Consider the following 20,117-nt stretch of genomic DNA (forward strand, 5'->3'; position numbering starts at 1 on the left):
GCAAACAGGGTAAAAATATCCTGCTGGCAGCGTCTAACATTTGGATTTTATACGGTCAATATTTTTCTTTATGAAAGTTAGCGGCGAAGTCAGTGGTCGCATTTGCACCAGCTTATTACTATTTTCATCCATATTGGCGCAGTATGACGCTGCTTATTTTTGCTTTGCTATAGGCCGGATAAAAAATGAGGTTCTCATTTCTTTCACGGTGGATAACGCCTTGTATTATGTTTGTGCTGCTGATCTTTTGCGGCCAGCAAGGGTATCTCACCTTTAAAGATTATAAAAAAGTTATGAATAAGTTGGCTAATGCCGATCAACAGCCGCTGAAAAAAACGCGCGAAGAGAAATCCTTTTCGCTTTTTACGGCAGCCGTGCGTCAGGAAATCTTACCGGGTGCGGTGAAAGCCCCGCTGGCAGCTGAAATCGAAGGTATTGTGAACAGCGATGACGCCTGGCTCTCCTTTGCTGTCATCAAAACGCCAGGCGGTCAGAGAAGCTACCGTGAGGGTGAACCTCTCTCTGGATTTAACGACGCATTTATTCAGGAAATAAACAAAGATAATGTGGTGGTTAATTATGAAGGTACTACGCAGGTTCTGGCATTAAATAAACCGGACTATTTTAAGGGTGGCGTGGATAGCGGCCCGGTAACGAAATCGACAAAAGATGTTGGCGCAGAGAGTGTGCATCTTGATGATTATCTGGTGTTAAAACCCATAATTGAAAAGGGCCGACTGGAAGGCTACAGGATAAACCCAAGGAATGCCTCCGCCTTTTACAGCCAGTCAGGTCTGGTAAAAGGCGATGTGGCGGTTCAGGTTAACTCTGTCGATATGACCGATGAAGCAAAAGCGAAAAGCATTATTGCCAACTGGTCAAAAATGAAAGAAGCGGAGGTCATCGTACGACGTCACGCTCACCTTGAAAATATTCGGATTAATGTTCTAAACAATTAAAAAGTGTGCAGACATGAAAAAAATTCCCTGGGCGTGCGTGGCGCTGACCGCATTGTCGTTATATTCCAGTTCGCTGCTTGCAGCTAACTTTAGCGCGAGTTTTAAAAATACTGATATTCGCGAGTTTATCGATACGGTAGGCCGAAATCTCAATAAAACCATTCTGGTCGATCCGTCCGTCCAGGGAACCGTCTCGGTCCGAACCTACAACGTGCTGACGGAAGATGAGTACTATCAATTCTTTCTGAGCGTGCTGGATCTCTACGGCCTGTCGGTGATCCCGATGGACAACGGCATGGTCAAAGTGGTGCGCTCAAGCGTGGCGCGTACCGCAGGTGCGCCGCTGGCAGACAGCAAAAATCCGGGCAAAGGTGACGAGATCATCACCCGCGTGGTGCGCATGGAAAACGTGCCTGTTCGTGAGCTGGCCCCGCTGCTGCGTCAGCTCAACGATGCCACCGGTATCGGGAACGTGGTCCACTTTGAGCCGTCCAACGTCCTGCTGTTAACCGGTAAAGCCTCGGTGGTGAACCGGCTGGTGGATCTGGTGCAGCGCGTCGATAAAGACGGCATCCAGCGTCGCGAAATCATCCCGCTGCGCTTTGCGTCCGCCAAAGAACTCTCGGAGATGTTGAATAACCTCAACAATGAAGAACAGAAAGGGCAGAACGCGCCGCAGCTGGCGACTAAAGTCGTCGCGGATGACGAAACCAACAGCCTGGTGATCAGCGGCGCGGAAGATGCGCGGGCGCGCACCCGTTCCCTTATTCATCAGCTGGATCGTGAGCAGAATAACGAGGGCAATACCCGCGTCTTCTACCTCAAGTATGCCAGCGCCACCAAAGTGGTGCCGGTTCTCACCGGGATTGGTGAGCAGCTGAAAGACAAGCCGGGTGCGGCCAAAGCGAAATCCGCGAGCGCCTCAACCGATCTGAATATTACCGCCGACGAGTCAACCAACTCCCTGGTGATCACCGCACAGCCTAACGTGATGAACTCCCTCGAGAAAGTGATCGACAAGCTGGATATTCGCCGTCCGCAGGTGCTGGTGGAAGCGATCATTGCCGAAGTGCAGGACGGTAACGGCCTGGATCTTGGCGTGCAGTGGACCAGCAAGCACGGCGGGGTGCAGTTTGGCTCCACCGGCCTGCCAATCAGCCAGATTAAAAATGGCACCATGAAAGGGGCAAGTTTCACTGGCCTTGCGACCGGCTTCTTTAACGGTGACTTCGGTGCGCTGGTGACCGCGCTTTCCACTGACGGCAAAAATGACATCCTCTCCACGCCAAGCGTGGTCACGCTGGATAACAAAGAAGCGTCGTTCAACGTCGGTCAGGATGTGCCGGTGCTTTCCGGTTCGCAAACCACCAGCGGCGACAACGTCTTTAACTCGGTTGAGCGTAAAACCGTAGGGACCAAGCTGAAGATTGTGCCGCAGATTAACGATGGCGACATGATCCATCTGAAGATTGAGCAGGAAGTGTCGAGTGTCGACAACAGCGCGACGGAAGACTCCAGCCTCGGCCCAACCTTCAACACGCGCACGATTAATAACGAAGTGATGGTCCACAGTGGCCAGACGGTGGTGCTTGGCGGTCTGATGGAAAATGTGACCAAACAGTCCGTGTCCAAAGTGCCCCTGCTCGGCGATATCCCGCTGGTCGGTCAGCTGTTCCGCTACACCTCGCAGGATACTTCCAAACGCAACCTGATGGTGTTTATTCATACCACCGTCCTGCGTGACGACGACAACTACAGCGCGGCCTCGAAAGAGAAATATGACCAGATCCGGGTGCGCCAGATGCAGCGAGTGGAGGAGAAAAAGCTCGGTATTGTTGAGCCGACTGACAACGCCGTCCTGCCCGCGTTTCCCTCTGCAAGCACTGGCGCCGCACCGGTGAAAACCAGCGCCACGCGCAATCCGTTTAAAGAATAGCGCGGAGGGGTAACGTGGACGAACTGAGTAAAACACTGTGTAGCAGCAGCTACGCAAAAGATAACGGCGTTCTGTTTTACAACAATGATGTCTATATCCGGGACGACACTCCTGCGCATGCTCTGCTGGAGGTGCGCCGGGTGCTGGGCCGTGCTTTCATCCCCGTCACTGTGACGCCGGAAGCGTTTGACGAGATGCTGGCCAAAATCTGGCAGCAGAGCAGCGGCGTGTCGCAGCAACTGGTGGACGACATGGACGCGGATATCGATCTGATGGCCTTAACCGAGGAGATCCCGGATAACGAAGATCTGCTCGATAACGACGAAAACTCACCGGTGATCCGCCTGATCAACGCCATTCTCGGCGAGGCGGTGAAGGACGGCGCGTCGGATATTCATATCGAAACCTTCGAGCGCACGCTGAGCATCCGCTTTCGTGTTGACGGCGTGCTGCGCCCGGTGTTGCAACCGGCGCGTAAGCTCGCCCCGCTGCTGGTGTCGCGTATTAAGGTGATGTCGAAACTCGACATCGCCGAGAAACGTCTCCCCCAGGATGGACGTATCTCCCTGCGCATTGGCCGTAAGGCCATCGACGTGCGTGTGTCGACCATTCCGTCTCAGTACGGCGAGCGCGTGGTCATGCGCCTGCTCGATAAAAGCAATCTCAAGCCCGACATCAACAAGCTTGGGCTGATTGATGAAGAGCTGGAGAAGCTGAAAGGGCTGATTGACCGCCCGCACGGGATCATCCTCGTTACCGGCCCGACGGGTTCCGGTAAAAGTACCACGCTGTACGCCATTCTTTCGGCGCTGAACGGTCACGAGCGCAACATTCTGACCGTGGAAGACCCGATCGAATACGAGCTGGAAGGCGTGGGGCAGACGCAGGTTAACCCGCGCGTGGACATGACCTTTGCCCGCGGGCTGCGCGCGATTCTGCGTCAGGATCCGGACGTGGTGATGATCGGGGAAATTCGCGACGGTGAGACCGCCCAGATCGCGGTGCAGGCGTCGCTGACCGGTCACCTGGTGATGTCGACGCTGCATACCAACAGTGCCGCAGGGGCGATAACCCGTCTGCGGGATATGGGGCTGGAGTCGTTTTTAATCGGTTCATCGCTGCTCGGTGTCATTGCCCAGCGTCTGGTGCGTCGGCTGTGTACGCACTGCCGGACCACCAGTCCGCTGGATGCCAATGAAAAAGCGTTGTTCAGCTTTATGGACGCGCCGCCAAAAGCAATTTATCGCGCGGTAGGGTGTGAACACTGCCGTCAGAGCGGCTATCAGGGCCGCGCCGGTATTCATGAGTTTCTGGTGGTGGACAGTACCATGCGCCGCGCCATCCATGAAGATAAGGACGAAATGTCCATCGAAACGCAGCTCTTTAAGCAGGCCTACAGCCTGCGTGAAAACGGGCTGCTGAAGGTGATCGGCGGCGTGACGTCTCTGGAAGAAGTCATGCGCGTCACCGCCGAGCGTGGGGGGGATGCGTAATGGCCTTCTACGCCTGGACGGCGACGAGTGCCGCGGGAAAAACCCAGCGCGGGACGTTACAGGCCGAGGGGCAAAAGCAGGTTCGCCAGTGGCTTCGCGAGCAAAAGCTGATGCCCGTGAGCATCACCGAAACCCGCGAAACGGCGACAGGCGGGAAAGCGAAAACCGGGGGGAAGCTATCTACCCCGGTGCTGTCGATGTTTACCCGTCAGCTTTCGACGCTGGTGAACGCCGCGCTGCCGCTGGAAAGTGCGCTGAAGGCGATCTCTAAGCAGACGGAAGATAAAAAGCTGGCGGCGATGGTGGTGGAGATCCGCGAGAAGGTGGTCGAGGGGCATACGCTGTTCGACGCCTTTAGCCAGTTTCCACGCACCTTCGACAAACTCTACTGCACGCTGGTGATGGCCGGTGAGAAGACCGGCCATCTGGGCGACGTGCTGGAGAAGCTGGCGGAGTACAACGAACAGCGCCAGAAGATGAAAAGCAAGCTGACGCAGGCGATGGTCTACCCGATTACCCTCACCGTGGTCGCTATCGCGGTGATCGGCATTCTGCTGGTGGCGGTGGTGCCGCAGGTGATTGAGCAGTTTACCCACATGAAACAGCAACTGCCGATCACCACCCGGACGCTGATTGCGGTAAGTGATTTCCTGCAAGCCTGGGGTATCTATATTGTCGGCAGCCTGGCGGGGGCGTTCGTCGGCTTCAAAACCTGGGTGCGAAACGTGAAAAACCGTTTTCGCTGGCACAGCTGGCTGGTGAATGGCTCGCCGATTAAAAAGCTGGTGTGCGCCATCAACAGCGCCCGCTATATCCGTACCCTGAGCATTTTGCAGGCCAGCAGCGTGCCGCTGCTGGAGGGGATGTATATCGCGATGGACGGTATTGAAAATCTCTATGCCCGTCAGGTGCTTGAGCAGGCCGCCGATACCGTACGTCAGGGGGCGTCGCTGTATGCGGCGCTGGAACAGGCGAAATTATTCCCGCCAACCATGCTGTATATGATTGCCTCCGGTGAAGAGAGCGGGGAATTAGGTAATTTAATGGATCGCGCGGCGGAAAAGCAGGAATCGGCATTACAGCATCGAATTACATTAACGCTGTCGGTATTTGAACCGGCGCTGGTGGTATCCATGGCGACGATTGTTTTATTCATCGTTCTTTCAATATTACAACCGCTTCTGCAACTTAATAATATGGTAGGTTAAATCATGGCTCTAAAACGTAAAAACCTGGCTCGCCAGGCGGGCTTCACATTGCTCGAATTAATGGTGGTGATTGTTATTCTCGGCGTTCTGGCGAGTATGGTAGTGCCAAACTTAATGGGTAATAAAGAAAAAGCGGATACGCAAAAGGCGACCAGCGATATTGTCGCGCTCGAAGGCTCGCTGGATATGTATAAGCTGGACAACCACCGCTACCCGACCACAGAGCAGGGTTTGCAGGCGCTGGTGACGAAGCCGGAAATCGCACCAATCCCGAACGGCTATCGCACGGATGGCTATATTCGCCGCCTGCCGCAGGATCCATGGGGCAGCGATTATATTCTGGTCAGCCCAGGTGAACACGGTGCGGTGGACATTTTCTCTGCGGGTCCGGACGGCGAAGCGAATACTGCCGATGACATTACCAACTGGTCTCTGGATAAGAACGAGAAGTAATGAAAAATCAACGCGGCTTTACGTTGCTGGAAATTATTCTGGCGCTGGTGATATTTGCCAGCTGCGCCATGATGGTGGTGTCCACCATTCCTTCGCGCAGCGGCGCGGATATATTTGGCCAGCAATTAAAAGCGCTCGTTGATTATGGTTCAGACCGTGCGGTGATGGACGGAAATATTGTCGGGCTGGTGATCGCCACTGATAAATATCAGCTGGTGACGATCGCGGATAAAAATGGCGAGCGTCACTGGGTGCCATTATCTGCCGGACGTATTACCACCAAAGGTGATTTTCCGGAAGAGATGCACGTGTCGCTCTCGCCGCAGCGCCTGGCCGCGACGGTGGCGTCCGAGCCACAGGTGATCTTTTTACCGGACGGTGAAATCAGCCGCTTTACGCTGACGCTGCAAAGTTACGACAAACAGCACCATTTCCGCGTGGTGTCGCAGGGTGCGGCGCCGGTATCGGTAGAAAACGATGGCTAACGACAACACAAAGCAAAAGGGGATGACGCTGCTGGAGGTGATGGTCGCGCTGGTGATTTTCTCCACCTCCGCGCTGGCGCTAATGAACTCGGTCTCCCTGAACGTGCGTTTTACCCATGGTCTGGCCGATACCTTGCAGGCCAGTTGGGTGGCGGAAAATCAGCTGGCGGAAGCGCAACTCACCAAAACCGACTTCCCGGATGCTGAGCAGCAGGGGACGGAAATCATGGGCGGGCGCAGCTGGAACTGGCGTAAGCAGCGGGTGAAAACCGCCGACAACGGCTGGGCGAACTCCATTCGCGTCTATGCGGAAGGCGATGAGAGCCAGCCGGTTGTTTCCCTGCACATCATTCCGCCGGGAGAGAGCAAGTGAAGAAAACGCGACGCCAGCGCGGATTTACCCTGCTGGAGATCATGATTGCGCTGACTATTTTCGCGGTAATCAGCACCCTGGCCTGGCAAATTCTGGACGGCGCGATGCGTACCAGCTCGGCCACCGATGCCAGTGCCGCTAAGCTCAACCAGCTTCAGCGCGGCTGGAGTCTGATGGAGCGCGATTTTTTCCAGCTACAGGCGCGAGCGCCGCGTAATGAGCCAGAGCGGTTCCGTCAGGAGGGCGATGCCCTTGAACTGACCACCCTGAATGGCGTGAGCGGAACGGTCCAGCTGGAGCGCGTGCGCTGGCGGCTGGAAGAGGGGCGTTTGTACCGCGACGTCTGGCCGGTCATTGACGGCCCGGTGGACGTTAAGCCTGACGAAGTGCCGATTGTCAGCGGCGTAAAAGCATTGCATTGGCGGTTTTATCGTCAGGGCTGGCAGACAGCCTGGCACGACGCCGCCCATCTGCCGGACGGCGTGGAGGTTACGTTGACGATGGAAAACGGGGATACCTGGCGCTGGGTGTTCACCACGCCGGGGGATATGCCGGAGGTGGCCGCTGCCGCTGCCCCAGAGAAAGCCGCCGACGCGCCTGCGACGACTCCGGACGCAGCCCCTGCGCCTTCGCCGGAGACCAGACCATGAACCGAATCCGTCAACAAAAGGGCGTCGCCCTGCTGGTGGTGCTGATTTTGCTGGTGATGATGTCGGCGCTGGCCGCCAAAATCAGCCAGCAGTTCTGCCGTAATTTGCAGAAAACGCATTATCAGATAAGCCAGCAGCAGCTGCGCTGGGCGATGCAGGCCCAGGAAAAAGTGGTGAAGGACAGGTTACAGACCGATGCCAGCGGCGAGAGCAAGCCGTTGGCGCTGGACGGCGACTGGCATCAGCCGCTGGAGACGCAGGGAGAAGACTACACGGTCATGAGCCAGGTGGAAGACGCTCAGGACTGCTTTAACGTCAATAACCTGTTGACCGCCGACGTCGCGCCCCAGGGGCAAAGCGCTCCCGCGGTGGCGGAAAAACCGCGTAAAGAGCGGATTGTTGAACAACTCCTGACGGAAAGCGGGCTCAGTCCGGGCACGGCGGAGGCGGTCTATTTCCAACTGGTGGATTATCTCGATGGTGACAGCACCACGGCGAAAGAGGGTGCCGAAAGCGATGCGTGGGCTGGCGTCGTGCCCGCCCGGCAACCGGCAAACCAGATGATGCGCAGCATCGCGGAGATCAAACTGCTGCCAGCGTTCCCGGTTACGGCATATCCGAAGGTGAGCAAGCTGTTATGCGCGCTGCCGGACGCCGCCAGCAAGGTGGACGTTAACACCCTGCAACCGGAACAGGCCGCTGTGCTGGCGGCCATGTTTCCGGGAAAATTCACGCAGGATGACGCGGTTCGTCTGCTGGATACACGTCCGGAATCGGGCTGGGAAAATATGGACGCGTTCAGCAAAGCGCTGGAGCAGACCTTCCCGCAGTTAAAAGACGATCTCCCGCAGGTGGTAGATCAATTTTCTATAAACAGCCGGTACTTCCGCGTGAATTACAGCGGCAATACCGATGAATTAACGCTTCGCGTGGTCAGCCAGCTTCAGATGAATAACGAAGCCGGTGAGATCGTGACGTGGCAGCGTCGTTACCGAATGATTGAATAAGAAAAGTAGAACGTTATGAAACAGGTACTTTTTGTTCGCCCCGACAGCCGCGAGGGCGGGAAAATAATGTGCTGTGAGTCCGGCAGCGAGCGCGTCGAGGTGCTCGACAGCCTGGAGATGCTTGCCGAACACCCGCTGGCTACACGCGTTTGTCTCCTGCTGCCCGCCAGCGACATGATTTTCCGCCATTTCACGCTGCCGAAAAAGGTGGCTTCTCAGGCGATGGCCTTCTCGTGGATGGCGGAAGAGACGCTGATTGGCGACGTGGACAACCTCCACTGGACAGTGCTCTACAAAAAAGGCGCTGACGTCGACGCCGTTGCCATTGACGCCGACCGCCTGCGTGCGGCATTGACCCGCTGTCACGAGGCCGGATTAAACGTGATTCAGGCCCTGCCTGATGCCTGGCTGCTGCCCGTGGCGGCAGGGGGCAGCACGCTGGTCGCACAGGATAAAGGCTACTGGCTGCGTTTATCTCCCCACGTGGCGGGTGAAATGGAGGGAACCCTGCTGCCGCTGTTGATGCAGAAAGCCGGAGACGGGGAAGTGTGTTGCTACGGCGACGCGCCTGCGGACGTTCACGTTGACGTACAGCATGCCTGGCAGCACCCGCTGGTGCTGATCCAGCCGCAGTGGAAAACCTGTCGTGTGAATCTGCTTCACGGTGAATTCAGCCTTAAGGCCGGTCATGGCCAGGCCGCAAAAAGCATGAAAGCAGCGATGATAGCGGCGGGCCTGCTGTCCGTTGGTCTGCTGCTGGGGCCGCGCATTGCGATGGCCTGGATGCTGGTGCAGCAGGAAAATCGGGTTCAGCAGGAGATCGTTCAGGTTTATCAGCACCATTTCCCCAGCATGCGCCAGCAGACCAATATCAAATATCACTTTGGCCAAAGCCTGAAAAAACAGAGCAAGGGGTTCTTTCTTCAGCTTGAGGAGCTGGAGAAAGCCCGGCAGTCAGTCCCTGCGATGGAGATCGATCTGCTGGAATACGATGCGCAGCAAAACACCCTGACGCTGAGCGTTAGCGCGCAAAGCCAGCCCGCGTTGCAGGCGTTTGTGAACCAGACCAGTGAGAATTTTGATTTTACCTTACAACCTGTTTCAACAACCGAACCGTATACCGCCATGATCGCAGGGAAACATAAATGAAAGAGCGAATCGCGCAGCTGAAATCACGCTATCAGAATTACAGCGCCCGGGAAAAAATCATTTTAAAAATATGTGCCGTTGCCATTGTGGCGGCTGCGGTGTATTACACAGGAGTAATTCCCCTGGATAATATGATCCAAAATAGTAAATCGACGCTTAAAAGACAAAAAGAGACGCTCAACTGGATGCGCAGTGAAATTGATAAAAATCATCTTCAGGTCCAGTTAGTTAAAACGAATAATCCGCGTACGGTGGTCGAGAACAGCGCTCATGAAATTAATCTTTCACTGACGGATGTGCGCCAGGAGGGGCAAACTTTATCGTTCGTGGTGAATCGGGTAAATGTATATGAATTAAAAAGCTGGCCGCGTGAAATTAATCAGACCTCCGGCGTGACATTGCAAAAAATAAACCTCACGCCGGTTGACCACCTCAGCGATGTGAAAGCACAGGTGCAGCTTACCTGGTCAAAAAGCGCATGAATACCTTCACGCTGATGCGGGAGACCTATCCGCTCGGTTTCCCGATGATGAGTGCTATCCTGGGCGGGATTATGGGCAGTTTTCTCGGCGTTGTTGCCGAGCGCGTACCGGGAATGGTGATGAATGAGGAGGGGAGCGGCAATCTGCTCTTTCCTGCCTCGCACTGCCCGGTGTGTCAGCACACGCTTGCTGCATGGGAAAATATCCCGCTGCTCAGTTGGCTGTTATTACGGGGGCGCTGTCACCAGTGCGGCAGCGCGATCCCGCTGCGACTCTTTTTGGTGGAACTGTTCTCCGCGCTGTTTTTTGGCATCACGGCCTGGTGCATGCCGGACGTTCAGGCGCTGTTCTCTTTGTGGTTACTGGCGGCTTTTTTACTGCCGCTGGCCATGATCGACTGGCAGCATCAGTTGTTGCCGGACTGCCTGACCCAGCCGCTGCTGTGGGCGGGGTTAGTGCTCCATGCTATTGACCACACATTGCCGCTACGCGATGCGCTGTTTGGCGCGGTGGCGGGCTATCTGTCGCTCTGGCTGCTCTACTGGGCTTTTCGTCTGATCGCCGGACGAGAAGGGCTGGGTTACGGGGACTTTAAGCTACTGGCGGCGCTGGGCGCCTGGTGCGGCTGGCAGGCATTACCCTCCATTGAACTGGCAGCAGCGTTAAGCGGTATTGTCGGTTATTTCGCCGTCAATAATTTAAATAAAAATAACCTCACTATTTCTTTTGGTCCTTACCTCGCCTTTACTGGAATCGTGGTGTTTATTAGTCAGCAGTTTGCTTTCACATTTTAAATATACTGGTCAAGGTTTTTTATAAATCTTTTTGATGCTGGGAGAGAAGGACGACTCTTTACGCTCGGTGTATCGTAGGAGATATAAGCTACACGGGATTTGGCTTGTATCTTTTTATGGAGGAATACAGCGCAGCAACAATTTTTTGTTCACGGCACTCACGTTGGTTAAATACGCATTACGCGAAACGCATCCATGATCTCACGGAAGGCATGGGTTATTACGTTATAAATAAATTTATCAGGAAATAAAAATGAAATTTATGAAACCAAAATATCTGGCGCTCTTTATTGCGGCGGCCACCAGCTCCGCATTTGCAGCTGCGCCGGGTACGCCTTCTATTACATCGGGCAATGATAAATTTGCGCTGGTAGAAGTGGATCAGGCGGCACAGGATTACAACAACCTCATCAAAGTGCATAAAGAGGGTGTTGATGTAAAAGTGGAATGGAACGTCTGGAGCGGTGACGCCCCAACGTCTGCAAAAGTGCTGCTGGACGGCAAGACCGTCTGGACCGGCGCGGGCAGCGCGGCGGGTTCTGCGACCTTCAAAGTCAAAAAAGGGGGCCGCTATCAGGAACAGGTCGAACTGTGTAACGACAGCGGCTGTACCAAAAGCGCAAGCAAACTGATTATCGTGGCGGATACCGACGGAAGCCATTTGCTGCCGCTGAATACGCCGCTGCTGGAAAATAACAAAGCTTTCGCTCAGCATACCGATAAAGTCGTCGGTGCCTATTTCCCTGAGTGGGGCGTTTACGATCGAAACTTCTCTGCGGATAAGATCCCGGTCGCGAACATTAACCACCTGCTGTACGGCTTTATTCCAATTTGCGGTGGCGACGGTATTAACGACAGCGCCAAATCTTCAGGTGCACTGGAATCCCTGAAACGCGCCTGTGCTGGCCGTCAGGACTACACCGTGGCCATTCACGATCCATGGGCTGCATTGCAGAAACCGCAGAAAGGCGTAAGCAACTGGGACGATCCCTACAAAGGTAACTATGGGCAGTTGATGGCGATGAAAAAAGCCCATCCTGACCTGAAAATTCTGCCATCCATTGGTGGCTGGACCCTGTCCGATCCGTTCTATCAGATGGATAACAAAGTACTGCGTGACCGTTTCGTGGCGTCGGTAAAAGACTTCCTGACCACCTGGAAAGTGTTTGACGGCGTGGATATTGACTGGGAATTCCCGGGCGGCGGCGGTGAAAACGCCAAACTCGGCAATCCTCAGACCGATAAAGCTACCTACACCGCGCTGATGCACGACCTGCGTCAGATGCTGAATGAACTGTCTGCGGAAACCGGTCGTACCTACGAGCTGACTACTGCAATCGGTGCCGGTAAAGATAAGATCGAAGACGTGGACTATAACACCACGCAGCAGTACCTCGACCATATCTTCCTGATGAGCTACGACTTCTACGGTGCCTGGAGCAATACCGATCTGGGCCACCAGACCGCCCTGTACGGTGCTTCCTGGAAACCAGACACTAACTACACCACCGATAACGCGGTAAAAGCGATGCTGGAGCAGGGCGTTAAGCCAGGCAAGATCGTGGTAGGCGCAGGTATGTATGGCCGCGGCTGGACCGGCGTTCATGGTTATACCGGCGATAATCCATTTACCGGCACCGCAACCGGACCAATTAAAGGGACATGGGAAAGCGGTATCGTTGACTATCGTCAAATCGTCAACCAGATGCTGGGCAAACCGGGCTGGGAATACAAATATGACGAAGCGGCTGAAGCGCCGTACGTGTTCAACAAGTCCACCGGTGAGCTGGTGACGTACGATAACGCCCGTTCCGTTATGGCGAAAGGCAAATACGTACTGAACAAAAACCTGGGCGGACTGTTCGCATGGTCTATCGAGTCTGATAACGGCGATATCCTGAACGCCATGAACGAAAGCCTGCTGGGCGGAAGTTCCATCCCGGATCTGCCTGTTGAGACTAACCATGCGCTGACCTATAAATGGACGCAGGTTTCAGGCCCTTCTGTGACCATCGCCAATAGCACCAAAGCAAAAGCCAGCTTTAGCGTTCCGGCTGTGACAAGCGACCAGAACCTGGTCTTCCGTTTGACCGTAACCGACGCTAAAGGGCTGAGCAATGCTGTTGACGTCCAGGTTGTGAATAAAGCACCTAAAGCCAACCAGGCGCCGGTAATCAATGCTATGGAAGCCGTTACCGTTCAGTCCGGTGAAGCAATTTCTCTGCACGCGCAGGCATCCGATCCTGATGGTGACGCGCTGACCTACAGCTGGAGCGTACCGGCTGATATGAACGCGACCGGCACTGATTCGGCCAACGTTCGCATCACTGCGCCAGAAGTGCACAATACTTCTTCCTACACCCTGAGCGTTATTGTGACGGACGGTAAAACCAGCGTGCAGTCTGACGTGCAGGTGACGGTGGAGCCTAAGCCGGCTGACGAGGTAACGCCTCCTGCCGATGACGTAACCCCACCGGTTGACGACGTAACGCCTCCTGCCGATGACGTCACACCACCGGCTGACGACGTAACCCCTCCAGCTGATGATACCGCCGGCAGCTGCGACGCACCTGTCGATGCCAACGCCAGCAAATACGCTGCGTGGGACGCGAGCAAAATCTATAACAACGGCGATACCGTAAGCTTCGACCACCTCGTGTGGAAAGCGAAATACTGGACTCAGGGCAATCAGCCTGGCTTCGGTATGGACGCGTGGGAGCTGGTAAGCAACGTGAAGATGAACTGGCGTTCTGACCTGGTCTACAACGGCGGCGACACCACCACCTATGAAGGTAACGTTTACCGTGCGAAATGGTGGACCCGTGGTGATAACCCAGCAAATAGCGACGTATGGGTAAAAGAAGGCGCATCAACAGATTGCAAATAATCTAACCCATTAATTACTCCCCCCTTCTGAGGGGGAGTAATTAAAAATTCATTTTACAGGATGTTTCTAAGGAGAAATAACCAATAAAGTCAGCAGGTAAAAATGAAAAAGCTCATTTTGTTGTTATTAATAATAAGCCAGGGCGCTCTGGCAAACTGTTGGGATAAAGCGGCGCGTTATTATCATGTCGACCCTTATTTACTGTACGCGATAGCGAATGTGGAATCCGGTATGAATCCGTACGCGGTTGGGCAAAACCGCGATGGCACGCGGGATGTCGGGCTGATGCAAATCAACAGCTCGCATTTTACCGCGCTGGAAAGCAGAGGCATCGATGAGTATCGCTTAATGACCGAGCCGTGTACCTCCATCATGGTGGGTGCCTCCATTCTCTCCGGAATGATAAGAGTATATGGCTATAACTGGGAAGCGGTAGGCGCTTATAACGCCGGGTTGAAGAAAGAGAATTATCCGCAGCGGATGAAATATGCCCATAAGGTCTGGGCTAAATATCAGCAATTAAAATTAGCAGCACGCGATTAACGTTTTTTATTTTTGAAGAATTCCTGAAGGTGTTCTTCGAAAAGTGAAAACAGCTGAATGTGGTTTATGTATTAACGGAATAATACCTAAGCCGGGATATTAACATTTAATTTGAAACGAACAGGAAAACTGAAATGAACAAAAGGACGTTACTGAGTGTACTTGTTGCTGGTGCTTGCGTTGCACCTTTTATGGCGCAGGCCGCCTCTTTGCAGGCGACCACCGGCGAGCCGTACACCATGAAAGCCAGCGATCTGGCGAAGAAAGAGCATGAGCTCACTAACTTCCCGCTGATGGCCTCCGTTAAAGAGACTATTCAGACCCTGGACAACGCGCAGGTCGAACTGATTGAGCCAGGCCGCGCGGCGAACCCGGACAACGTCAAACGCGTTGAAGGGATTGTGAAAGCCAGCGACTGGGAATATCTCTTCCCGCTGCGTGCACAGGCTTATACCTACAGCAACTTCCTGAAAGCCGTGGGTAAATTCCCGGCGCTGTGTAAGACCTACAACGACGGTCGTGACAGCGACGCTATCTGCCGCAAAGAGCTGGCGACCATGTTTGCCCACTTTGCCCAGGAAACCGGCGGCCACGAAAGCTGGCGTCCGGAAGCCGAATGGCGTCAGGCGCTGGTCCACGTGCGTGAAATGGGCTGGAGCGAAGGGCAGAAGGGCGGCTATAACGGCGAATGTAATCCGGACGTCTGGCAGGGACAGACCTGGCCTTGCGGTAAAGACAAAGACGGCGATTTCCTGAGCTATTTCGGACGCGGTGCGAAACAGTTGTCCTACAACTACAACTACGGTCCATTCTCTGAAGCGATGTACGGCGACGTGCGTACCCTGCTCGATAAACCTGAGCTGGTGGCGGACACCTGGCTGAACCTGGCCAGTGCTATCTTCTTCTTCGCCTATCCACAGCCGCCAAAACCAAGCATGTTGCAGGTGATCGACGGTACATGGCAGCCGAACGATCACGATAAAGCCAACGGCCTGGTCCCGGGCTTCGGTGTAACAACCCAGATCATCAACGGCGGCGTTGAGTGCGGCGGCCCGACTGAAATTGCGCAGTCTCAGAACCGTATCAAGTATTACAAAGAATTTGCGAACTACCTGAAAGTACCTGTTCTGGCGAACGAAGTGTTGGGTTGCGCCAACATGAAGCAGTTTGACGAAGGTGGCGCAGGCGCCCTGAAGATTTACTGGGAACAGGACTGGGGATGGAGCGCGGATACCCCGGACGGCAAGACTTACTCTTGCCAGCTGGTGGGTTATCAGACACCGTTCAGCGCGTTCAAAGAGGGCGACTACAGCAAGTGCGTGCAGAAGTTCTATAACGTGAATATCGTGAATGACGACGGTTCCTCGGTGACGCCGGACGAAACCCCGGTCACGCCAACGCCAACACCTTCTGAAGATGTTACGCCGGCCCCAACGCCAGCGCCAGTTCCGGATGAAACTCCGGTTGAACCTGTCGCGGTGAACCACGCGCCGGTTGCGCAGATTGCGGGCCCAATCGGTGCCGTAGAAGCGGGCGCGCAGGTTTCTCTGAGCGCGGAAGGCTCTACCGACGCAGACGGCAACAAGCTGACCTACACCTGGCGTTCTCAGGATGGCCAGACCGTGACCGGCGAAGATAAAGCGGTGGTGACCTTTGAGGCGCCTGAGTCTGCAACGGCGCAGCAGTATGAAGTGAGCCTGACCGTCAGCGATGGCGAGCTGAGCAGCACCACGTCTTACCTGCTGAACGTGAAAGCGAAAGCGGCAACGCCATCCGGAGAAGATACGTCTTACCCGGCATGGAGCGCGAACAGCAAGTACAACGCCGGTGATATCGTGAACAACCACGGTAAATTGTTCCAGTGCAAACCGTTCCCGTACAGCGGCTGGTGTAACAGTGCGCCGACGTACTATGAGCCGGGTGCAGGCCTGGCATGGGCTGAAGCCTGGACGGCTCTGTAAAAGCAAACGGCAACCCTCGGGTTGCCGTTTTAATGTTTGCACCCTCTACCTGTGGGAGAGAGCCGGGGTGAGGGCATCAGTCCGCACTCTCTGTTTTTTGCCGGGTGGCGCTGCGCTTACCCGGCCTACATTAGGCTGGAACGCTTACCGGTGCAACTTCCCGTGATCCCGCAACCACGCCGCCGTACGCACTATCCCTTCATCGAGCGAGATAATCGGTTTATACCCCAGCTCGTTCTCCGCCCGAGAAATATCCAGCGTAAAATCAAAGTTGAGCTTCGACACACCGTAATGCGTCAGCGCAGGCTCTTTCGCCGATTTACTGCCAAAGCGCTCCATGCTGCGGGCAATCATGTCCAGCATCGGGTAGGGAACAGAACGGATCCGGCAGTCGATTTTTAACTCATCAATCAGCCTTTGCACAATGCTGCGCAGGGTACAGGGTTCGCCGTTGGTAATGTTATAGGCGCGGCCCGACACCAGCTTATCGCACTCCGGCTGGCTCGCCAGCCACATGGCGTGAACGGCATTTTCGTAATAGGTCATGTCTACCAGCGCATCGCCGCCGCGCGGTAACAGCACGCTGCCGTAATGGTGCATCATCTGGGCCAGTCGCGGGATAAAGACTTTGTCGTGCGGCCCAAACAGGCTCTGTGGTCGCAGCACGGTAAAGCGGGTGTGCGGATTTGACTGGGCCAGCAGGTCGATCACCTCTTCGCCAGCCGCTTTACTGCGGGCAAATTCACAGGCAAAGCGCGCAGGGCGGAAATCTTCCTGAATATCACGATGATGGTGATAATCAAAATAGAGCGACGGGGAAGAGATATGAATAAAGTTACGCACGCCCCAGGCGACGGCCCATTCGCCCAGACGGCGCGTGGCGCGCACGTTGGCGAGATCGAAGGCTTCCTGGGTACCCCACGGGGAGGTAAAACTGGAGCAGTGCCACAGCGTATCGATACCGGCGAGCATCACCTTGGCCTGAGAGGAGACCAGCTCCGTCAGGTCGGCATGGACAAACTCAGCGCCCATTTTTTGCAAGAGCTTGCCCATCGCCTCGTTGCGACCGGTGGCCCTCACGCTGATGCCTTTGTTGCGCAGAAATTCGACCGCATTTCGGCCTAAGCCGCTGGTCGCCCCGGTAACCAGTACCTTCATAACAATCCACTGTGTTGAAAAGAATTTCGTGCGCATTCTTTCGTGAATTACGATGTGTTGCAATGGGAAAGGTGAAAGATTAAGAGTTTTATTTAGTTACTTTCCCGCTTTTCTTCTGCCAGTTGCGCAATCCGTTTCGCCATTCCGCGGAAGATAAACAGGTGTGCCGGGATCATCAGCAGCCAGTAGAACAGCCCGGGCATTCCGTGCGGGTGCCACCACGCCCGAACGTCCAGCTCGCGGTGATCGCCTTTGTCTTTAAGGGTGAAGCAGAGCCGCCCCAGCCCCGGTGCCTTCATGCCAAACAGCAGCGCCAGCTGTTTTTCCGGCTCAACGATGATCACCTTCCAGCTGTCGACCGTATCGCCCACGTTCAGATACGGGGCGGCAGGACGGCCTTTTGCCAGCCGGTGACCCACCAGCAGATCCAGCGCGCCGCGCGTTTGCCAGAGGATATTGCCGAAGAAATAGCGCTCTTTGCCGCCGATCTGGTTCACAACGTCCCACAGCGCTGAGAGGCTGGCAGTGGTTTTTACCGTACAGCCCGCCTGTTTTGGGTAATAGCCGTACTCGGGCCGCCAGCGGGCAAACGCCTGCGCATCGTAGCCCCAGTCGCTGGAGTTCACCAGCTTCTCTTCTTCTTTCAGCGTATTGCGTACGGCATCGTCGAAGGGGATCAATTCCTGAGGGATCAAGGCACGCAGTTCACGATCGTCCGCCAGCAGATCGTGTTTCAGTCCCTGTATAAGCGCTTTGGCAGTCGTCGGCGGCACGGAGGTGATCACATTCAAAAACCACACCGAAATCCAGCGGGTCGGGAAGGGGACGGGCACCAGCCAGCGGCGGCGGCCACTCACCCGCATAAAATGTTCGAACTGCGCCTGATAACTCAACACTTCCGGGCCAGCCGCCTCCAGCACGCGATGCGCCGCCGCCGGATGATCCAGCAATGCCACCAGATAGTGGAGTAAATTCTCCAGCGCAATGGGCGTGGTGCGCGAGCGTACCCAGCGCGGCGGTGTCAGCACAGGCAGGTTGTAGACCATATCGCGCATCACTTCGAACGCGGCGGAACCCGCGCCGACGATGATCCCTGCCCGCAGTTCGGTGACGGGGATACGGGCGCTTCGCAATGTCTCTGCCGTCAGTTGCCGGGCGCGCAGATGGTCTGACTGCTCGTTCTCAGGCGCCTGAAGCGAGCTTAGAAAGATCACCTGCTTTACCGGCGTTTGCAGCAGCGTATCACGTACGTTCATCGCCACCTGACGCTCGTGGGCGATAAAATCGCCGCCTTCGCCCATGCTGTGAACAAGGTAGTAAAGCGTATCGACCCCTTCCAGCAGCGCAGGAAGCGCTTTCGGCCAGTTAAGGTCAACGTTGTGACACGTCACGCCAGGCAAATGTAGCTTTTGCAGGCGTTCCGTGTTGCGTGCCACTGCCAGCACCTGGTGCCCCTGCTGGCTTAACGCAGTGGTCAGATGCTGACCGATGTACCCGCTGGCGCCGAGCACCAGAATACGTTGCGGCACGGTATGCTCCTTAACGCTGTAAAAACGCTTGCCAGTGTTTCACCACCTCGGTCAACTGCTCGCGGTTAACGTCAAGATGCATCACCAGTCGCACGACCGGGGAGGCGTTGATCAGCACGCCTCGGGCTTTCATAAATTCGCCCAGCGCGGCAGCATGCTCATCGCCGACGCGGACAAACAGCATGTTGGTGTCGTGACGCATGACATCAGCGCCGATTTCATGCAGTTGCGCTGCCATCCACGCCGCATTGTCGTGATCGTCTTTCAGGCGTGACACGTTATTTTTCAGGGCGTACAGTCCGGCAGCCGCCAGAATACCCGCCTGACGCATCCCGCCGCCGGTCATTTTACGCCAGCGGTTGGCGCGTCTGATGTAGTCTGCACTGCCAACCAGCAGGGAACCCACCGGCGTACCCAGCCCTTTAGAGAGGCAAATGGTGAACGAGTCGCAATATTGGGTGATCTCTTTTAGCTCGCAGCCGTACTCCACCACGGCGTTGAAGATACGTGCGCCGTCAACGTGCAGGCCGAGCTTGCGCTCGCGGGTAAAATCCCATGCCGCTTTCAGGTATTCGCGCGGCAGAACTTTACCGTTATGGGTGTTTTCAAGGCTCAGCAGTTTAGTGCGGGCGAAGTGAATATCATCGGCTTTGATTTTTGCCGCGACTTTGTCCAGCGGCAGCGTACCATCCGGCGCGGCATCGATCGGCTGCGGCTGAATGCTGCCAAGCACCGCCGCGCCGCCGGCTTCGTACAGGTAGTTATGCGCCCCCTGGCCGACGATATACTCTTCGCCGCGCTCGCAGTGGCTCAGCAGCGCCACCAGGTTAGCCTGCGTGCCGGTGGGCAGGAACAGGGCAGCCTCTTTACCGCTCAGCTCGGCCGCATAGCGCTGGAGTTCGTTGACCGTCGGGTCATCGCCGTAGACGTCGTCCCCGACCGGGGCGGCCATCATCTCTTCGAGCATGGCGCGGCCCGGACGGGTAACGGTATCACTACGTAAATCAATCATTTCACATCCCTTTCATTTAAGAGGTCTTGTGAAATGTT

General features: G+C 55.4%; 18 protein-coding genes. 15 read left to right on the top strand and 3 right to left on the bottom strand.

Annotated elements, in window-relative coordinates; all coding sequences use genetic code 11:
* The first annotated feature begins 227 nt into the window (after positions 1–227).
* The 15 genes from gspC (at position 228) to ACQG2Q_RS07980 (ending at position 16,380) form a co-directional block, all read left to right on the top strand.
* Positions 228–959, top strand: coding sequence for a type II secretion system protein GspC (gene gspC, locus ACQG2Q_RS07910; protein WP_032671003.1), 732 nt, complete (start codon positions 228–230; stop codon positions 957–959).
* Positions 960–972: 13 nt separating this feature from the next.
* On the top strand, positions 973–2,895 hold the full coding sequence (gene gspD, locus ACQG2Q_RS07915; RefSeq protein WP_023299693.1) for a type II secretion system secretin GspD: 1,923 nt from the start codon (positions 973–975) through the stop codon (positions 2,893–2,895).
* 14 nt (positions 2,896–2,909) lie between these two features.
* A complete protein-coding gene (gene gspE, locus ACQG2Q_RS07920; protein WP_063138156.1) occupies positions 2,910–4,388 on the top strand; it encodes a type II secretion system ATPase GspE in 1,479 nt (492 codons plus the stop codon).
* Positions 4,388–5,596, top strand: coding sequence for a type II secretion system inner membrane protein GspF (gene gspF / locus ACQG2Q_RS07925; RefSeq protein ID WP_426759097.1), 1,209 nt, complete (start codon positions 4,388–4,390; stop codon positions 5,594–5,596). The genes gspE and gspF overlap by 1 nt, the downstream gene beginning before the upstream one ends.
* 3 nt (positions 5,597–5,599) lie before the next feature.
* Complete coding sequence (gene gspG, locus ACQG2Q_RS07930) at positions 5,600–6,049, top strand: type II secretion system major pseudopilin GspG (protein ID WP_038415752.1); 450 nt, start codon at positions 5,600–5,602, stop codon at positions 6,047–6,049.
* Positions 6,049–6,534 carry a type II secretion system minor pseudopilin GspH gene (gene gspH / locus ACQG2Q_RS07935; RefSeq protein WP_023299697.1) on the top strand — a complete coding sequence of 162 codons (486 nt, stop codon included), beginning with the start codon at positions 6,049–6,051 and terminating at the stop codon, positions 6,532–6,534. The genes gspG and gspH overlap by 1 nt, the downstream gene beginning before the upstream one ends.
* Positions 6,527–6,907, top strand: a complete 381-nt coding sequence (gene gspI, locus ACQG2Q_RS07940) for a type II secretion system minor pseudopilin GspI (protein WP_048966125.1) — start codon at positions 6,527–6,529, stop codon at positions 6,905–6,907. Before gspH ends, gspI begins: the two co-directional genes overlap by 8 nt.
* Positions 6,904–7,557, top strand: a complete 654-nt coding sequence (gene gspJ / locus ACQG2Q_RS07945; protein ID WP_063150538.1) for a type II secretion system minor pseudopilin GspJ — start codon at positions 6,904–6,906, stop codon at positions 7,555–7,557. Before gspI ends, gspJ begins: the two co-directional genes overlap by 4 nt.
* Complete coding sequence (gene gspK / locus ACQG2Q_RS07950; protein ID WP_426759098.1) at positions 7,554–8,564, top strand: type II secretion system minor pseudopilin GspK; 1,011 nt, start codon at positions 7,554–7,556, stop codon at positions 8,562–8,564. The genes gspJ and gspK overlap by 4 nt, the downstream gene beginning before the upstream one ends.
* Before the next feature lie 15 nt (positions 8,565–8,579).
* The gene (gene gspL, locus ACQG2Q_RS07955) at positions 8,580–9,713 is read left to right on the top strand and encodes a type II secretion system protein GspL (RefSeq protein WP_023299701.1); all 1,134 of its coding nucleotides are present in this window, start codon (positions 8,580–8,582) and stop codon (positions 9,711–9,713) included.
* The gene (gspM, locus tag ACQG2Q_RS07960; protein WP_063849210.1) at positions 9,710–10,195 is read left to right on the top strand and encodes a type II secretion system protein GspM; all 486 of its coding nucleotides are present in this window, start codon (positions 9,710–9,712) and stop codon (positions 10,193–10,195) included. Before gspL ends, gspM begins: the two co-directional genes overlap by 4 nt.
* The gene (locus tag ACQG2Q_RS07965; RefSeq protein ID WP_063849209.1) at positions 10,192–10,989 is read left to right on the top strand and encodes a prepilin peptidase; all 798 of its coding nucleotides are present in this window, start codon (positions 10,192–10,194) and stop codon (positions 10,987–10,989) included. Before gspM ends, ACQG2Q_RS07965 begins: the two co-directional genes overlap by 4 nt.
* A gap of 253 nt (positions 10,990–11,242) precedes the next feature.
* Positions 11,243–13,876 carry a glycosyl hydrolase family 18 protein gene (locus tag ACQG2Q_RS07970; RefSeq protein WP_063849208.1) on the top strand — a complete coding sequence of 878 codons (2,634 nt, stop codon included), beginning with the start codon at positions 11,243–11,245 and terminating at the stop codon, positions 13,874–13,876.
* A gap of 102 nt (positions 13,877–13,978) precedes the next feature.
* On the top strand, positions 13,979–14,419 hold the full coding sequence (gene iagB, locus ACQG2Q_RS07975; RefSeq protein ID WP_022647598.1) for a type III secretion system invasion protein IagB: 441 nt from the start codon (positions 13,979–13,981) through the stop codon (positions 14,417–14,419).
* Positions 14,420–14,553: 134 nt separating this feature from the next.
* A complete protein-coding gene (locus ACQG2Q_RS07980; protein WP_063849207.1) occupies positions 14,554–16,380 on the top strand; it encodes a chitinase in 1,827 nt (608 codons plus the stop codon).
* 144 nt (positions 16,381–16,524) lie between these two features.
* On the opposite strand, the gene ACQG2Q_RS07985 is transcribed toward ACQG2Q_RS07980, so the two are convergent.
* From ACQG2Q_RS07985 to ltaE, 3 genes are all read right to left on the bottom strand, one after another.
* Positions 16,525–17,538, bottom strand: coding sequence for an NAD-dependent epimerase/dehydratase family protein (locus ACQG2Q_RS07985; RefSeq protein ID WP_022647600.1), 1,014 nt, complete (start codon positions 17,536–17,538; stop codon positions 16,525–16,527).
* 92 nt (positions 17,539–17,630) lie between these two features.
* Complete coding sequence (locus tag ACQG2Q_RS07990; RefSeq protein WP_045623357.1) at positions 17,631–19,067, bottom strand: SDR family oxidoreductase; 1,437 nt, start codon at positions 19,065–19,067, stop codon at positions 17,631–17,633.
* Between the two features lie 10 nt (positions 19,068–19,077).
* A complete protein-coding gene (gene ltaE, locus ACQG2Q_RS07995; protein ID WP_063849206.1) occupies positions 19,078–20,079 on the bottom strand; it encodes a low-specificity L-threonine aldolase in 1,002 nt (333 codons plus the stop codon).
* Positions 20,080–20,117: the final 38 nt, after the last annotated feature.

Source organism: Enterobacter cloacae complex sp. 370H10 (genome assembly GCF_050031535.1).
In the GTDB taxonomy this organism is placed as follows: domain Bacteria; phylum Pseudomonadota; class Gammaproteobacteria; order Enterobacterales; family Enterobacteriaceae; genus Enterobacter; species Enterobacter intestinihominis.

Excerpts from the sequence above, each read along its gene's own strand:
- gspC (WP_032671003.1), top strand. The coding sequence starts at position 228 with ATGTTTGTGCTGCTGATCTTTTGCGGCCAGCAAGGGTATCTCACCTTT.
- gspD (WP_023299693.1), top strand. The coding sequence starts at position 973 with ATGAAAAAAATTCCCTGGGCGTGCGTGGCGCTGACCGCATTGTCGTTA.
- gspF (WP_426759097.1), top strand. The coding sequence starts at position 4,388 with ATGGCCTTCTACGCCTGGACGGCGACGAGTGCCGCGGGAAAAACCCAG.
- gspG (WP_038415752.1), top strand. The coding sequence starts at position 5,600 with ATGGCTCTAAAACGTAAAAACCTGGCTCGCCAGGCGGGCTTCACATTG.
- gspH (WP_023299697.1), top strand. The coding sequence starts at position 6,049 with ATGAAAAATCAACGCGGCTTTACGTTGCTGGAAATTATTCTGGCGCTG.
- gspI (WP_048966125.1), top strand. The coding sequence starts at position 6,527 with ATGGCTAACGACAACACAAAGCAAAAGGGGATGACGCTGCTGGAGGTG.
- gspK (WP_426759098.1), top strand. The coding sequence starts at position 7,554 with ATGAACCGAATCCGTCAACAAAAGGGCGTCGCCCTGCTGGTGGTGCTG.
- gspL (WP_023299701.1), top strand. The coding sequence starts at position 8,580 with ATGAAACAGGTACTTTTTGTTCGCCCCGACAGCCGCGAGGGCGGGAAA.
- gspM (WP_063849210.1), top strand. The coding sequence starts at position 9,710 with ATGAAAGAGCGAATCGCGCAGCTGAAATCACGCTATCAGAATTACAGC.
- ACQG2Q_RS07965 (WP_063849209.1), top strand. The coding sequence starts at position 10,192 with ATGAATACCTTCACGCTGATGCGGGAGACCTATCCGCTCGGTTTCCCG.
- ACQG2Q_RS07970 (WP_063849208.1), top strand. The coding sequence starts at position 11,243 with ATGAAATTTATGAAACCAAAATATCTGGCGCTCTTTATTGCGGCGGCC.
- iagB (WP_022647598.1), top strand. The coding sequence starts at position 13,979 with ATGAAAAAGCTCATTTTGTTGTTATTAATAATAAGCCAGGGCGCTCTG.
- ACQG2Q_RS07980 (WP_063849207.1), top strand. The coding sequence starts at position 14,554 with ATGAACAAAAGGACGTTACTGAGTGTACTTGTTGCTGGTGCTTGCGTT.
- ACQG2Q_RS07985 (WP_022647600.1), bottom strand. The coding sequence starts at position 17,538 with ATGAAGGTACTGGTTACCGGGGCGACCAGCGGCTTAGGCCGAAATGCG.
- ltaE (WP_063849206.1), bottom strand. The coding sequence starts at position 20,079 with ATGATTGATTTACGTAGTGATACCGTTACCCGTCCGGGCCGCGCCATG.